A 12,869-nucleotide genomic window follows, 5' to 3' on the forward strand; every position below is an offset into this window, starting at 1 on the left:
GTGTTCCGGGGGCGAACGATGGGGCAATGGCGGATCGTAACCGACTCGAGCAGTTCTTGCGCTCGACGGTTCGAGGCGCGGGTGAACGCTACGAGCAGGCTCGCGGCTCGACGAACGAACAACTCGCAGATGCCCGCGAGGCCTATCAGGCGGCGAAAAACGCCCGCAGTTTGCCCTCGGACGAGGCGGGTCGGGTGAAGATCGTTTGCCGACGCTACGCCGAACAGCGAGCGACGAAACTCGACGACGAGTACCGACCAGCGTGTTACGAAGCCACGCACCCCGACTGTGAGGGCTGTGTCGAAGACGTCTACGACGGGCGGATCGAGACCTGGTGATCGGCTCTAACGCCACTCGGAACCCCGTTCGGCCGTTGGCCGTTCGTCCGCTGGACGTTCCGCCGGTGGCTGAAATCGACGTGAACGCAAGCTACTTGGTTCCGGTTTGTAATTTTCCACGTACGGATCGATATGAGTTTCCACGATGCAGGACTGTCGATCGCGATCGCGCTCACTATCGTCAAGACGCTCATCCTGCTCGTGGGCGGTGTCATCACCTTCTTCGCGTACAAGGCCTACAAGCGGACCCACCAGCGCGCGCTCGGATTACTCGCCGCTGGCTTCGGTCTCGTCACGCTGGGTCTCGTCCTCGCCGGATTACTCTATGAAATCCTCGGCGTCTCGTTGACCATGGGGATTCTCCTCGAGAGCACACTCATGCTCGTGGGCTTTCTCGTCATCGCGTACTCGCTGTACGCGTCGTAGCTGGCTCGAACTGAGAGAACTAAGGGGTTTGCGCACGCGAGTTGTCGGTTGTGAGCGACGACGAACAGCCGCGGACGAGGAGCACTGCCGAACCCGACCACCTTCGATCCGGTGACGGTCGGTTTTCGATTCGACGATCGATCCTCGAGGACGAGTCGCCGGGACGCGCACTCGACGTTGCGACCGGAACCGGACGAAACGCGCTGGCACTCGCAGCCGCCGGCTGGACCGTCGACGCACTCGATATCTCGCGAGCGCAACTGGATCGAGCGCGCACTAACGTGGCTGAGCGGTCGATGTCGGGTACCGTCCACTGGATTCTAGCCGACGTGGACAGCTACTGTTTCCGACCGCGTACGTACGATCTGATCACGATACGGTTTTTCGACGCTCGAGATCGACTTCCAGCGGTGCTCGAGGCGCTCGCCCCCGGCGGCGTCCTCTGGTACGAACACTATCTCACGGCACCCGACGTCGAGTCCGGACCGGGAGCGCAGTATCGGTTCGACTCGAACGAACTGCTGGCGGCATGTTCGTCGCTGTCGGTCGTGTACTACGCCGAGTATCGAGCGGACGGGCAACCCCGGGTGACGTTGATCGCGCGCAACGAGACGGACGCGCCCCGGCGTCGACCCTCGGCGAGGGCGGGCCAGATCCGGTGAGCCGGGTGGTCGAACGAGTTCGCTTCGGACGCCACCTGATCCCGGTTCACTCGGTGAGTGATCGGAGATTTGCCAGAAGCGCGCTCGTTGAGGGTGTTACGGCAGGTCGAGAGAGTAATGTATTTCCACACCTTGCCGAATGGTAGGAATACGCGTGGATAGACGAGTTCTGCTGGTAACTGCGCTTGCACTTTGTGGGATTATTGCCCTTTCTCTTGTGGCCCCGACACTTCCGACTGCGGAATCGGTCATCGAAGACGAAGAAATCGAACCGCCCGATTTGGACGAGGACGACGAAGAGCTGCTCGAGGAACACGGTGGCGACGAGCCCCCACAGGGTGAAAGCGTGTTCCCGGTCGAGTGGTTCCTCGTCGGTGCCGCCCTCGTGAGCCTGCTCGCGCTCGCGCGCTTGGGCATGCAGTATCCCGGGCAGACCGGTGCGATAGTGGTCGGCGGTATCGCGATCGTCGCAGTCCTCGGCGGGCTCCTCTGGCTGACGTCCCAGAGCGGTGCCCTCGAGTCGGACCCAATCGATGTCCCAGCATCGTTCCCGGTTCTCGTTGCGGCGGTTTCGATCGTTGCCGGGCTCCTCGGCGCGTTTTTCCTCACCGATCGATCCGGCGACGGCGGGGATCCAGCCGACCCCGTCACGCCGTCAGCCGAACCGGACGAACTCCCGTCAGTTGACGCGTCACCCTCCGATTCGAGGATGACCCACCCCAATACGGTCACGGCGTCCGAGAACGAAATCTACCGGGCGTGGCTGTCGGTGGTCGATTCGCTCGAGGCGAACGAAGACGCGAATACGGGTACGGATACGGATACGGATACGGATACGAACACGGACACGGACACGATGACGCCTGGCGAGATACGAGACGCTGCCCTCGAGTGCGGCTACGACCCCGAAACCGTCGACGAACTCACTCGCCTGTTCGAGGATACCCGCTACGGTGCTCGAGGGCCGACGGCGGAGCGAGAACAGACGGCGAGAACCCTTGCACGGCGACTCTCACTCGAAGACGACGGTGAGGGCGACATCGAGGTCGATGGCGAGGACAGTGGTAAGATCGACGAGGATAGCACGACCCAATCGACGAGCGACGACACGACGGCGGTGAATGCCGATGAGTAGGGACGTTCGCCTCGTCGTGTTGGCAGCCGCGTTCGTCACGCTCACGGTCGGCGGCGTCGTGTTCGTCGCGTCAGGCACCGTCGTCGCGTTGCTTCCGTTCGAGGCGATCGTCCTATTGGAAGCGTTTCAACTCGTACTCGGGCTCGCGCTCTTCGCGTTCGTGATCCAACTCTGCCGGATCGCGTACGCTCGTCTCGACACTCCGGTCACTGACACGCCCACACTCGATCGAGAACGCTCGTTCGAGCATACCGTCCCGGGCGACGACCTCTCCCGGTCGATCGACTCGATCGAGAGCCGCTCGGATCCGGCCTACGACGCACTGCGAACGCGCGTTCGCCGCCGTGCTGTCTCCCTCCTCAGTACCGGAGAGTACGACACCGAGGCGCAGGCCACTCGAGCGCTCGACGACGGATCGTGGACCGACGATACGGTCGCGGCGGACGTCCTCCGGCCTGGAACCGACCGGCCCGACCACCCGATCCGAACGCGACTCCTCGAGTTATTCGGGATGTCCGGCAGAGTCGTGCGATCCGAACTCCGCCGGACGATGGGTGCGATCGCACGCATCGACTCGGCGGGCGACTCCCGGCCCGTCGACCGAAGCGGACGACGCGTCGGCTCACCCGGTGACGAATCCGGCGATGGTCGCGATCCACTCGACTCCGAGGACGCCAGTTTCGTCCCGTCTCCCGACTCGAGCGTGATTCGACGCGAAACACGTCACTGGCACGGCGTGAGCGCCGTTGCCTTGCTCGGGATCGTCGTCGGTTTCGCCTACGAGCAGCCGTCGGTGTTGTTGCTGGCGGCTGTTGGGCTCGGCTTCGCGGCGTACGCCCACCTCGAGACGGAACCGAATCTCGAGGTGAGCGTCGAGCGATTCGTGAGCGAGCGTCGACCGGATCCCGGCGACACCGTCGAGGTGACGATCCGCGTCGAGAACGACGGAACGGACTCCCTTCGAGACGTGCGAATCGTCGACGGTGTCCCGCCCACGCTCGCGGTCGACTCCGGCACGCCTCGCCGGGCGACGTCGCTCTCACCGGGCGAGTCGGTGTCGTGGACCTACGACGTCACTGCCCGCCGGGGCTCTCACGAGTTCGAACCGACGCAGGTACTCGTCAGAAACGTCAACGGTTCCGTCGAATCCGAGGTGGCCGTCTCCGCGGAGACGACGCTTTCGTGTCTGCCGTCGATGACACCGATGACCGGCTCGTCGTTCGGTCACGTGCACACCGCACACCGCGCGGGCTCCGTGGCCACTGCCGACCCGGGCCCCGGCCTCGAGTTCCACTCCGTCAGGGAGTATCGAAGCGGTGATCCACCCTCGCGCGTCGACTGGAACCGATACGCCCGGACGCAGTCGCTCTCGACGGTCTCCTATCGGGCTGAGCGCTCGCAGACCGACGTGATCGCCATCGACGCCAGGCGGGACGCGTACGTTTCGCCAGACGCTTCGACGACAGACTCGGCCGTCGATCGCTCCGTCGAGGCGGCGGCGACGCTCTTCGCCACGCTCGAGGACGCGGGCCACGACGTCGGCCTCACGGCGATCGCACCCGACCCGTGCTGGCTCGCACCCGGAACCGGTGGCGACCACCTCGAGCGTGCGCGACTCGTGCTCGGAACGCACGATTCCCTCTCGCCGACGCCGCCGACGTCCGACGATCACTCACTCGAGCAGTTCGAACGACTCTCGCCTGGACGGACGCACGTGACGCTGTTCACGCCGCTCTGTGACGATGAGATCGTCTCGGCGCTCCGAACGCTTCGCTCGGGGGGCTTTTCGATTACGGTCCTCGCGATCGATCCCGCCGTCGCTGACGACCCGGAAGGCTCGTTCGCTCGTCTGGAGCGACTCGAGCGAATCCGCTCTCTCAGGGCGATCGGCGTTCGGGTCGTCGACTGGGTCTGGGACGACTCGTTCGAGCGCACGGTGGTGGGAGAGCGATGACTGGTGCAACCGAACTGGATCGGTCACCGGCGACGCTGAGTGCCTGGATCGCTGTCTGGTGTGGCGTCTTCGCCTGGAGCGTGACCGTCCCCTACACGATTCACGGTGGCGCTATCGGTGTACTCGGCCTCATCTTCGTGACGATCTCGCTCTGGCAGGGCGAGCGACTGCTCCTCTCGACTGGCTCGAGCGGTCTCCTCCTCGCAATCGTGCTCGCTGCCGGCGACGGGGCCCCGCCGCTCCTCGTGCTCGTCGGAACCACGGCGACGATACTCGCGTGGGACATCGGCCAGCACGCCATTAGTCTCGGAAACCAACTCGGTTCCGAGGCGGAAACGACGCGCGCAGAGGTAGCGCACATCGCCTCGAGCGTCCTCGTCGGTTCGGGTATCGTCACCGTCGCGTCCGTCGCCTCGACCCTGCCGACGCGGACGCAGCCGCTCATTTCGATCGTGTTCCTCCTGCTCGCCGCGGGACTGCTGGCGATCGCATTCGGGCCGCGGGACCTCCTGTCGATCGAGATTCCCGAGTGAGGACGTCGGCTATCGGTAGAAACGAACACAACTGATTTTTACACGGACTGTCCTCTCTACGTATGGACGTTACGCGAGCGAACGAGGAGTGTGCGGCCGCTTTCGAGACGATCGAGGATGCGATTATCTGTGATCGGTCCGTCCTCGAGACCATCCTCGTCGGCGTCCTCGGACGCGGACACGTCCTTCTGGAGGACGTGCCGGGGACCGGGAAAACGCTCACCGCACAGAGTCTCGCGACCGCACTCGGCCTCTCGTTTTCGCGAATTCAGTTCACCCCCGATTTGCTGCCGTCGGACGTCACCGGCACGCACGTCTACGACGAGCGCGAGCAGACGTTCGAGTTCCGCGAGGGCCCCATCTTCGCGAACATCGTCCTCGCGGACGAGATCAACCGCGCCCCGCCGAAGACCCAGTCGGCGCTGCTCGAGGCCATGGAGGAAGGACAGGTCACCGTCGACGGCGAGACGCGCCAGCTCCCGTCGCCGTTTTTCGTCATCGCGACGCAAAATCCGGTCGAGCAAGACGGGACGTTCCCGCTTCCGGAGGCTCAACTCGACCGATTCCTCGTCAAAACGTCGATCGGCTATCCGGACGAGGATGGCGAGGTCGAACTGCTTCGCCGACGCGGTGATCGTCTGGCGTCGACCCCCGACGTCGAATCCATCGTCGACGCCGAGGACGTCGACGCGCTCCGGCAGGTCGCCGAATCGGTTCGCGTCGACGACGACCTCCTCGAGTACATCGTGGCCGTCACTCGGGAGACGCGAACCCGACGCGACGTCGAGGTGGGGGTCTCCCCGCGTGGCACCCAGCGCCTCTACGAGGCGACTCGAGCCTACGCGGCCCTCTCCGGTCGGGAATATGTGACGCCCGACGACGTCAAGCGGATGGCTCGGCCGGTGTTGGCTCACCGCCTCGTGTTGACCCCCGAGGCGTCCATCGACGCCGTCGACAAGGCGGCCGTGATCGAGACGATTCTCGAGAACGTTCCCGTGCCGACCGTAGAGTAGTCACATCGGTTCTTACTGCTTTAGCGGCCAGTTTCGGTCACGTTCGTGAACTCACTCGAGAGTGCAAACACTACTTGAGGCAAGTGAAGACGCGAGAAGAGCCTAGGCCGGAATTTGAATCCGGGCTCTCGTCCTTACCAAGGACGCGCTTTACCGCTAAGCTACCCAGGCACGCATACGGTTGTTGTCTCGAGTCGTCTTTATGGGTTTCGATTCGCCACCGGGCGTGGGTCGGTCTGACTCGCCGACGGAGCCACAGACGCTTCAGGGATCGGTCGCCGAAGTCGCGCGGTGGTCCTCGGGTGAGCGCTCTGAGGGAGGCGTCTCGAGGTCGGCGAGGCAGACCGCGGCTGGTGGGAAGGGAATCTCGATACCGTCTGCGAGTGACTCGACGCTCGAGCGCAGTCGGGCGGTTGGCGTTTCCCCGACAGCACCGGCACCGGTGCGGACGGCGAGTTCGAGAATGTCGCGTTCGAGATTGGCGTCGACCGTGCTCGAGTCGACGGTTTTCGGTGCCTGCTCGCGACGCTGAGATTGGTCGCGACCGAACGCCTGTACCGTTTTGACGGCCGTTTCGGCGGCGTTCGTCCGTGCGAGCAGGTAGAATCCGCGGGCGACAAGGATGTCTGCGGCGAGAATCTCGAGATCGCCGCGGTGGGCGTCGTCGGTCCGAGCGTCGTCGTCGTCCTCGTGGTCGTTCCATGGCTCTTCGTGGGCGAGCGAGCGCGTGAGACGCAGCCCTTCGTAGATGAGTTGCACCCCCGCGGCGCGATTTCTGATACCGTCGGTGTCTACGATATCCTCGGCGAACTCGAGGGAGGAGTCGACGTCGCGATCGGTGGGTGGCATCGGCTGGCTGGTGGCGTCGAGGTGGCTGTGTCCGTCGGGTGCTGTCGCAGCGGCGCTCTCGATCGTGAGGACGCCGGGGACCATCGACGCCTCCTCGAGCGTGGTCTCGATGTACTCGCGTAACGCGGGTGGCTCCACGTCCGAGACGGCCTCGAAGGCACCACGCCGACAATTGTCGGCCGTTTCCATCAGCAGAAGGTAACGACGGCGGAGCCAAAGACCTTTGGAAACGTCCGGTAGACTTGGGACATGATCGAAGTCGAGGACGGCGCCACCCCGTCTATCCGAACGGTGACGATCGACCGTCCTGCCGCCCGAAACGCCCTGACCGTCGAGGCCCTCGAGGGGCTGGAGACGGCCATCGGGAACGCCGTCGAACCGGTCGTCTACCTCCGTGGTGCCGGTCCGGCGTTCTGTGCCGGCGCAGACCTCGCCACCGTCGGCGATCTCGAGGGGGATTCCGAACGCGCGGCCGAGTTCGCACGCCTGGGACAGCGCGTGGCGAGAGCGATCGAAGACTCGCCGGCCGTCGTCGTGGCTGGGATCGACGGCCCTGCACGCGGTGGCGGCCTCGAACTCGCGCTCGCGTGTGACGTCCGTGTCGGAACGCCCGAGTCGACCTACGGCGAACCCGGCGTCACGTTCGGGCTCTTCGGCGCGTGGGGCGGGACGGTCCGCCTTCCGCGCGTAATCGGGGAGGGCCACGCCCTCGAGTTCGCGCTTTCCGGACGCACGGTGGACGCCGAGGAAGCCCTGCGGATGGGTCTGATCTCGCGACTCGAGGACGACCCCCGTGCGGTCGCTGAGGAAATCGCCGTCAATGCGGACGACGCACTCACCGCGTTGAAGCGTCGCATTCGTGACGACCGCGAGCGCGCGACGCAGGAACGACTCGAGGCCGAGGCGTTTGGAACGCTCGTCGAGAACCACGCCGACGATATCGATTCGGTTCTCGAGTAACGTCCGCTGGGAGCGCATTTCCATCGCGTCCACACCTTTTTCGTCACCCCAACGAAACGACAGGGCATGCCAGACGCAGCGTTTCTGCCCGGCGACCGGGTCGACCTCCGACCGATTGAGGAGGACGACCTCGAGTTCCTCCACCAGATCAACGATCCCCGAATCTGGCGAGCGATCGGTGCCTCGAGACCGGTTAACCGCACACAGGAACAGGACTTCTTCGAGAACGTCGTCTGTGGTGACGACACGGTCAATCTCCTGGTCGTCGCCGAGTCGACGCCGGTGGGAACGATTAGCTTCAACTCGATCGAGTGGGAGGCCCAACGCGCTGAAATCGGCTACTGGATCGCACCCGACCACCACGAGCAGGGCTACGGTAGCGCCGCGACGGAGCGTCTCGTTGCCTACGGGTTCGACCAGCTCGGCTTACACAAAGTCGACGCCCGCGTCTTCGCCTTCAACGAGGCCTCGAAGCGACTCCTCGAGTCGGTCGGCTTCACAAAAGAGGGCGTCCACCGCGACGAAGTATTCGTCGACGGCGAGTACCACGACACCTACTGGTACGGCCTGCTCGAAGACGAGTGGCGTTCGCGAGACGAGTGAGCGAGGCCGATTCGGACTTCGGCAGAATTAGTTCAGCGGTTCCGGCCCGGGTGGAACTTGTCGTTTGTGCGCGCTTCGCTCGTACATCTCACGGACCTCCTCGACGGTCTCTTCCTCGACCTCGAGTTCGCGGCTGGTCGCGGCGACCGAGAGGGGGCCATCGATGTGCGTCGCGAGGATCGAATCGAGCGTGTCGTAGCTGATGCCCAGTTCGTCCTCGTCGGTCTGATCGGCCCACAACTCGGCCGTCGGTGTCTTCTCGGCGAGGTCATCGGGAACGCCGACGTAGCGTGCGAGCTGGCGAACCTGTGCCTTGTAGAGGTTCGCGATCGGGTGGCAGTCGACGGCACCGTCGCCGTATTTCGTGAAGTAGCCCACGGCGGCCTCGCTTCGGTTTCCGGTGCCCAACACCAGCCGTCCCTCGTGATTCGCGACGAGGTAGTTCAACACGGCGCGAACGCGCGCTCGAGCGTTGCCGACGGCCTCGTGGTCGCCCTCGGCTTCGGGGTAGGCCGCGAGCAGCGAGTCGACGATCGGCTCGATTTCGATCACGTCGTAACTCATCTCGAGGTCTTGTGCGACTCGTTCGGCGTCGCTCATGTTCTCGCCGCTGCTGACGGTCGCCGGGAGGACGAGTCCGTGGACGTTCTCTGCGCCGAGCGCATCGACGGCGAGGTACGCCGTGATGGTGCTATCAATTCCCCCCGACAACCCGAGAACCACTTCCTCGACACCGGCAGCGTCGACTTGCTCGCGAATGAACGCCGTAATGTGGTCGCGTCGTTGCGCCAGTTCCGCCTCCGAAAAGCGAAGGTCGATCATGGGCTTGGATACGAGTGGCTCGTCCTAATAGCCTCGCTTCACCGGCAAAAAGTGGACACGTGTCACATCGGAACACGTTCGAGTAGGCCAAAACGAGAGAAACGTGACTCTGCTAGCTACTCGTGGATTCCCATCGCTTCGATCTGCTCTTGATACCGGTTGCGAATCGTCACTTCGGTCACCTGCGAGACGGCCGCGACCTCGCGCTGGGTCTTCTTCTCGTTACAGAGCAACGACGACGCGTAGATGGCCGCGGCGGCGTAGCCCGTCGGCGACTTCCCCGAGAGCAGTCCCTTCTCGGTCGTCGTATCGATAATCTCGTTCGCTTTCGCCTGTACCTCCTCGGACAACTCGAGTTCGGAGCAAAAGCGCGGGACGTACTTTTTGGGGTTCACCGGTTCCATCTCGAGGCCGAGTTCCTGGGCGACGTAGCGATAGGTCCGGCCGATTTCCTTTCGGTCGACTCGGGAGACGGCGGACACTTCCTCGAGCGAGCGCGGGATGCCTTCCATGCGACAGGCGGCGTAGAGGGTGCTGGTCGCGACGCCTTCGATCGAGCGCCCGCGGATGAGGTCTTCGTCGAGCGCGCGTCGGTACATGACGCAGGCGACCTCGCGAACGGATCGTGGGATCGCCAGCGAGGACGCCATTCGGTCGGTTTCGGAGAGGGCGAACTGCAGATTTCGCTCGCCAGCGTCTTTGGTTCGGATGCGCTCTTGCCACTTGCGCAGCCGGCGCATCTGGCTGCGCTTGTCCGAACTGAGCGAGCGCCCGTAGGCGTCCTGGTTCTTCCAGTCGATCGAGGTCGTCAGGCCCTTGTCGTGCATCGTCTGCGTCGTCGGTGCGCCGACGCGGGACTTGTTCTGGCGCTCGGAGTGATTGAACGCACGCCACTCTGGCCCGCGGTCGATGTTCGCGCTCTCGACGATGAGGCCACACTGATCACACACCAGTTCGCCCTGATCCTCACTTTTGACGAGCGTCCCCTCAGAACACTCATCACATACCCGCCGCTGCTCTCCTTCCTGGGTCTGTTCGTTAGTCTCAGAATTACGTTGGCGCTGGCGGGTAGAACGTGCCATTTACTGTAGGTATCGTGGTGCAGGACCTTAAGGCCTCGCCGAAATCGCGTTTATACACAAATACTGATACTGTGTCAGGGACCACCGGCCGATCCCCCTCGTTCCACCGAAAATTGCAATTTCGACGCGTCTCGATGCACAATTCGCGATTCGACTCACTCAGATGTAGCCAAACAGCGTTCCGCCGAGTACGAGGACCCACATCACGCTGCCGGCGATTACCAGATCGTTGAACCTGGTTTCTCGAGTCGCGCGTTTGGCCGCACCGGCGGCGATCAAGCCGAGTGCGATCACGACGAGCACCCGCTGGAAGACGACGTCGATCGGAATAGAGTCGATACCGAGCAGGCCGTAATCGAGCCAGATCGCGACGACGAGCGATCCCGACGCGGCGATGGCGGCGTCTAACCGACGCGTCAGCGTCCCCGCGATCAGGTAGGTCGCGACGGGAATCCCGATGGCGATGAACGGGTACAACATCGCCGCGATCATGTGTGGCGTCAGGAACTCGAGGTTGCGCTCGAGTGCGATCCCACCCAGTCGAACCCCGAGGAACAGGGCGAGGATGGTGAACACCAAGATGAGGTGTCCGCCCTCGAGACGATCGTAGGCGGCGGCGATGCGACGCCGGTCGACGTCGGTCAACCGCTCGTCGATAGACTCCGGCGTGTGCTCGGAGACGCGTTCTGGGGACGTCTCGTTCTCGCGTTCGAGCCCGGTCGATCGGGTGCGCTTGGCTGCTGCGACGCCGAGTCCCGCGGGGGCGACGACCATTCCGGCGAGGTCGACGACGGTCGCCCAGCCATTCGAGTCCGAGGACTGGTTATTCCCGAGGTAAATTCGCTGGACGTCCTCTTCGGTGTTGATCTGGGGCAGATCCATGAAGTCCCGTTCGACCTTCGATTGGGCGGCTTCGACGCCGTCGACGCGGTGTCTGAGCGTGAACCAGTCGAAGTGCTCCGTGTGCGCCTGCATGGTGACCCACTCGTCGTCCTGGTTCGGACTCTCGTAGAGTCGGATGTGATAGCGCTGGCCGTAGTAATCGCCTTCCTCGAGTTGGCCGGACTCTTCGGTCCAGTAGCCCGACTCGTCGGGACCTGGGTCGACCCAGGCGTACCGAGTCGTTCCGTCGGCGTCGCCCCACTGAACGCCCGTCGCGTGGCGGTCGTGGTCCTCGATATAGGATTGCTCCTGTAGGCCCGTCTCGTTGTCCTCGTCTTGTTCCTCTAGTTCTTCGATCTCTTCCCACTCACCATCGCCCTGTTCTGTCATCGCGGTGATGATCTCTTCCGTCTCACCGCGGACGATTACGTTGAGCGGACTCCGCTCTTGAAACTCCTCTTCCGGACTGAGGTACTTCCAGAACTCGCTCTGGGAGTCTTCCATCGTCACCAGTTCGGGGGTCTCCTCCGTCTCGTCGGAATCGATGTCGTCGGTGGAGGGCGAAAACAAGAGTGAGGGGCCACCGACGAAGAGCACGGCGAAGACGAGTAACACGGCGGCGATGACCAGCGATCGACGCATTCTATAGAGTATATCGAGTGACTGTATATCAATCTACGGTGATGGTGAGAGAGTGGTTCTTGGCCCAACAGGTCGTTCCCATCGCGTGGGTTTTTGCCGACGGAGCGGGTACTCGCGGGCAATGGAGGTCGCCGTCGGTCTCGTCGCTCAACGCGACAACGAACGCGCACAAGCCCTCGCGAGGGAGATCAAAACGACGCTCGAGGAGGTCCAATCCGCGTCCGTCGACATCGTTGTCGACGAACTCACTGGTGAGGCAATCGACGCCGCCGGCGTCTCCGTCGACCGGATGCACGACCGAGACTTCGTCGTCAGTATCGGCGGCGACGGCACGTTGTTGTTCGTCGCCCGCGAAGTCGGCCCGACACCGATTCTGGGCGTCAATCTTGGCGAAGTCGGCTTCCTCAACGCCGTCTCACCGGCGGACGCCGTCGACGCCGTTACCGACCTCGTGACAGCGACCACAGAAGCCGACTCACTCGAGGGGCGGACGCTGTCTCGCCTCACTGCAACCGAGGCCAATGGCGACTGGGAACTCGAGCCGGCGCTCAACGAAATCGTCATCCACGGCCCCCGTCGAGGACACGGCGGCGGGGCGACGATCGACGTTCGCGTCGACGGCCGTCGCTACGTCGAGAGCCACGCCGACGGCGTGCTCGTAGCGACGCCGACGGGTTCGACCGCGTACAATTTGAGCGAGGGCGGCCCCATCGTCCAGCCCTCGACGGACGCGCTCGTCGTCACACAGATGGCCGCGGCGGACGCGATGCCGCCGCTGGTCGTCGATCCCGGAACACCCCTCGAGTTCACCGTCTCGGGGGCGGATACGGCCTCCGTGATCAGCGACGGACGGAATCGTCAGCGACTCGAGCCACCGGTGACCGTCACCGTCTCGCTCGCGGACGACCCGATCACGCTCGTCGGCCCGCAGGGATCGTTCGTCGACGGTCTCGAGAAACTCGAGTGAT

At 63.9% G+C, this 12,869-nt stretch carries 14 protein-coding genes and 1 tRNA gene; 10 read left to right on the forward strand and 5 right to left on the reverse strand.

All coding sequences use genetic code 11. The features are described 5' to 3' along the window. Window positions 1-26 precede the first annotated feature (26 nt). The 7 genes from BLW62_RS14710 to BLW62_RS14740 all read left to right on the forward strand — a co-directional run bounded on the left by BLW62_RS14710 (window position 27) and on the right by BLW62_RS14740 (window position 6,061). Window positions 27-338, forward strand: a complete 312-nt coding sequence (locus BLW62_RS14710; protein WP_090507786.1) for a DUF7091 family protein — start codon at window positions 27-29, stop codon at window positions 336-338. A 132-nt stretch (window positions 339-470) separates the two neighbouring features. Beyond that, complete coding sequence (locus tag BLW62_RS14715) at window positions 471-764, forward strand: DUF7521 family protein (protein ID WP_090507787.1); 294 nt, start codon at window positions 471-473, stop codon at window positions 762-764. 50 nt (window positions 765-814) lie between these two features. Next, on the forward strand, window positions 815-1,426 hold the full coding sequence (locus BLW62_RS14720; RefSeq protein ID WP_090507788.1) for a class I SAM-dependent methyltransferase: 612 nt from the start codon (window positions 815-817) through the stop codon (window positions 1,424-1,426). 217 nt (window positions 1,427-1,643) lie between these two features. Beyond that, window positions 1,644-2,561, forward strand: coding sequence for a DUF4129 domain-containing protein (locus BLW62_RS18795; protein WP_090507789.1), 918 nt, complete (start codon window positions 1,644-1,646; stop codon window positions 2,559-2,561). After that, complete coding sequence (locus BLW62_RS14730) at window positions 2,554-4,515, forward strand: DUF58 domain-containing protein (protein WP_175459765.1); 1,962 nt, start codon at window positions 2,554-2,556, stop codon at window positions 4,513-4,515. Before BLW62_RS18795 ends, BLW62_RS14730 begins: the two co-directional genes overlap by 8 nt. Next, the gene (locus BLW62_RS14735) at window positions 4,512-5,048 is read left to right on the forward strand and encodes a DUF7519 family protein (protein ID WP_090507791.1); all 537 of its coding nucleotides are present in this window, start codon (window positions 4,512-4,514) and stop codon (window positions 5,046-5,048) included. The genes BLW62_RS14730 and BLW62_RS14735 overlap by 4 nt, the downstream gene beginning before the upstream one ends. Before the next feature lie 62 nt (window positions 5,049-5,110). Then, window positions 5,111-6,061 carry an AAA family ATPase gene (locus BLW62_RS14740; protein WP_090507792.1) on the forward strand — a complete coding sequence of 317 codons (951 nt, stop codon included), beginning with the start codon at window positions 5,111-5,113 and terminating at the stop codon, window positions 6,059-6,061. 99 nt (window positions 6,062-6,160) lie between these two features. Here the strand turns inward: BLW62_RS14740 and BLW62_RS14745 are convergent. Then, window positions 6,161-6,232: transfer RNA gene (locus tag BLW62_RS14745), tRNA-Thr, on the reverse strand. A gap of 93 nt (window positions 6,233-6,325) precedes the next feature. Further along, on the reverse strand, window positions 6,326-7,099 hold the full coding sequence (locus BLW62_RS14750; RefSeq protein ID WP_090507793.1) for a DUF7114 family protein: 774 nt from the start codon (window positions 7,097-7,099) through the stop codon (window positions 6,326-6,328). A gap of 60 nt (window positions 7,100-7,159) precedes the next feature. Here BLW62_RS14750 and BLW62_RS14755 point away from each other — a divergent pair, with 60 nt between their 5' ends. Both BLW62_RS14755 and BLW62_RS14760 read left to right on the forward strand, forming a co-directional pair. Next, window positions 7,160-7,870 carry an enoyl-CoA hydratase/isomerase family protein gene (locus BLW62_RS14755; RefSeq protein WP_090507794.1) on the forward strand — a complete coding sequence of 237 codons (711 nt, stop codon included), beginning with the start codon at window positions 7,160-7,162 and terminating at the stop codon, window positions 7,868-7,870. A gap of 66 nt (window positions 7,871-7,936) precedes the next feature. Continuing rightward, window positions 7,937-8,473: a GNAT family N-acetyltransferase gene (locus tag BLW62_RS14760; protein WP_090507795.1), complete on the forward strand. Its 537-nt coding sequence runs from the start codon at window positions 7,937-7,939 to the stop codon at window positions 8,471-8,473. 27 nt (window positions 8,474-8,500) lie between these two features. Here the strand turns inward: BLW62_RS14760 and BLW62_RS14765 are convergent, their stop codons facing one another. From BLW62_RS14765 to BLW62_RS14775, 3 genes are all read right to left on the reverse strand, one after another. Further along, a complete protein-coding gene (locus tag BLW62_RS14765; protein ID WP_090507796.1) occupies window positions 8,501-9,295 on the reverse strand; it encodes an NAD+ synthase in 795 nt (264 codons plus the stop codon). A gap of 116 nt (window positions 9,296-9,411) precedes the next feature. Next, a complete protein-coding gene (locus BLW62_RS14770) occupies window positions 9,412-10,377 on the reverse strand; it encodes a transcription initiation factor IIB (RefSeq protein ID WP_090507797.1) in 966 nt (321 codons plus the stop codon). 159 nt (window positions 10,378-10,536) lie between these two features. Continuing rightward, entirely contained in the window at window positions 10,537-11,901 is a 1,365-nt protein-coding gene (locus tag BLW62_RS14775) for a hypothetical protein (protein ID WP_090507798.1), read from the reverse strand. A 121-nt stretch (window positions 11,902-12,022) separates the two neighbouring features. Between BLW62_RS14775 and BLW62_RS14780 the strand changes: the two genes are divergently transcribed. Next, the gene (locus tag BLW62_RS14780) at window positions 12,023-12,868 is read left to right on the forward strand and encodes an NAD(+)/NADH kinase (protein ID WP_090507799.1); all 846 of its coding nucleotides are present in this window, start codon (window positions 12,023-12,025) and stop codon (window positions 12,866-12,868) included. The last annotated feature ends 1 nt before the right edge of the window (window position 12,869 follow it).

It is taken from the genome of Natronorubrum sediminis, from assembly GCF_900108095.1.
Lineage (GTDB): Archaea > Halobacteriota > Halobacteria > Halobacteriales > Natrialbaceae > Natronorubrum > Natronorubrum sediminis.

What these genes read in the sequence shown, in the direction of transcription:
- BLW62_RS14710 (WP_090507786.1), top strand. Translation starts at nt 27, where the DNA reads ATGGCGGATCGTAACCGACTCGAGCAGTTCTTGCGCTCGACGGTTCGA.
- BLW62_RS14715 (WP_090507787.1), top strand. Translation starts at nt 471, where the DNA reads ATGAGTTTCCACGATGCAGGACTGTCGATCGCGATCGCGCTCACTATC.
- BLW62_RS14730 (WP_175459765.1), top strand. Translation starts at nt 2,554, where the DNA reads ATGAGTAGGGACGTTCGCCTCGTCGTGTTGGCAGCCGCGTTCGTCACG.
- BLW62_RS14735 (WP_090507791.1), top strand. Translation starts at nt 4,512, where the DNA reads ATGACTGGTGCAACCGAACTGGATCGGTCACCGGCGACGCTGAGTGCC.
- BLW62_RS14740 (WP_090507792.1), top strand. Translation starts at nt 5,111, where the DNA reads ATGGACGTTACGCGAGCGAACGAGGAGTGTGCGGCCGCTTTCGAGACG.
- BLW62_RS14750 (WP_090507793.1), bottom strand. Translation starts at nt 7,099, where the DNA reads ATGGAAACGGCCGACAATTGTCGGCGTGGTGCCTTCGAGGCCGTCTCG.
- BLW62_RS14755 (WP_090507794.1), top strand. Translation starts at nt 7,160, where the DNA reads ATGATCGAAGTCGAGGACGGCGCCACCCCGTCTATCCGAACGGTGACG.
- BLW62_RS14760 (WP_090507795.1), top strand. Translation starts at nt 7,937, where the DNA reads ATGCCAGACGCAGCGTTTCTGCCCGGCGACCGGGTCGACCTCCGACCG.
- BLW62_RS14765 (WP_090507796.1), bottom strand. Translation starts at nt 9,295, where the DNA reads ATGATCGACCTTCGCTTTTCGGAGGCGGAACTGGCGCAACGACGCGAC.
- BLW62_RS14770 (WP_090507797.1), bottom strand. Translation starts at nt 10,377, where the DNA reads ATGGCACGTTCTACCCGCCAGCGCCAACGTAATTCTGAGACTAACGAA.
- BLW62_RS14775 (WP_090507798.1), bottom strand. Translation starts at nt 11,901, where the DNA reads ATGCGTCGATCGCTGGTCATCGCCGCCGTGTTACTCGTCTTCGCCGTG.
- BLW62_RS14780 (WP_090507799.1), top strand. Translation starts at nt 12,023, where the DNA reads ATGGAGGTCGCCGTCGGTCTCGTCGCTCAACGCGACAACGAACGCGCA.